Consider the following 1,141-nt stretch of genomic DNA (forward strand, 5'->3'; position numbering starts at 1 on the left):
AGTGTTAATTGCTAAGCTGGGGTTGGTGATTTTGATTGGATGTGATTGTTATTTTTTATAATTTTTTTATTAAAAAATAGTTTTTTTATATTTAAATAATGCATTTTTTTATTAAAAATAATACAAGATAATTTTTCCCTTAAAATTTACAATTTTTAAACAAGGATAATTCATTATGAAAAACATTACAAGAAGTTTAACGGGAAAATTAACTTTTTTTGTTTTTTTAGCAATTATAGCTATTTTATTTATAGCAAATGCATTTAATTATGCCGAAGTAAAGCATGATGTTCAAAAACTCATCAATGATATACAAGTTAAAACAATGCAAGATGTTTTAAAGAATTTTGATGACTACACTGCTTCAAGAAGCGATGCTATTAGATCTGTCGCCTCTGAATTGCAAAAAAATCCTAATGCGAGTTTAGAAGAAATTTACACTATGGTTAAAGTTGCAAAAGAAGCTAGTCGTTTTGATGTGCTATATGTAGGACTTGCACACAATGGTGCAATGATTAGATCAAATGGAAACCATCAAATGCCATCTGATGGCTATGATCCTAGAACAAGAAGTTGGTACACAAGTGTTGCTTCTGGAGAAAACAAAGTTGTAATATCAAAGCCTTATATTGCCCCTAGCTTAAAAGCTCCTTCTTTATCTTTTTCATATCCTATAGTTGTTAATGGTAAATTTATAGGTGCAGTAGGTGGAAATTATGATTTAAATACTTTTTCAGATAATGTATTATCAATGGGAAGGTCACAAAGCGGATATACTGTGGTTTTAGATAATGATGGAACTATACTTTTTCATGAATCTTCTGAGGCATTATTAACAAAAAATGAATTAAGTCAAAATATAGTAAAATCATATCTTTCAACACCTGAAGGAAAATCAGGACTTCTTTCAAGCTCACCAATGTTAATTGAAGATGGAAATGCTCCTCGCAAGGCTGTGATTTGTCAGAAATCTTCAACAGGATATAATGTTTGTGTGATTGCAGATGAAAAAATCTATAAAGACCCGGTAAATAAAGCTTTAATACAACAAATCATTATTGGTGTTATAAGCTTGGTAATTGCTCTTGTAATTATAAGATTTATGATTAATTATAATCTTTCTCCACTTCAAAAAATCCAA

The 1,141-nt window shown here is 29.1% G+C and carries 1 protein-coding gene; it reads left to right on the plus strand.

The window, feature by feature from the left end; genetic code table 11:
* Positions 1–175: 175 nt before the first annotated feature.
* Positions 176–1,141, plus strand: a 966-nt coding sequence (locus L8T82_RS07895) for a cache domain-containing protein (protein WP_263670498.1), incomplete at its 3' end; no start/stop codon positions are given.

It is taken from the genome of Campylobacter sp. IFREMER_LSEM_CL292, assembly GCF_025771615.1.
Classification (GTDB): domain Bacteria; phylum Campylobacterota; class Campylobacteria; order Campylobacterales; family Campylobacteraceae; genus Campylobacter_D; species Campylobacter_D lari_D.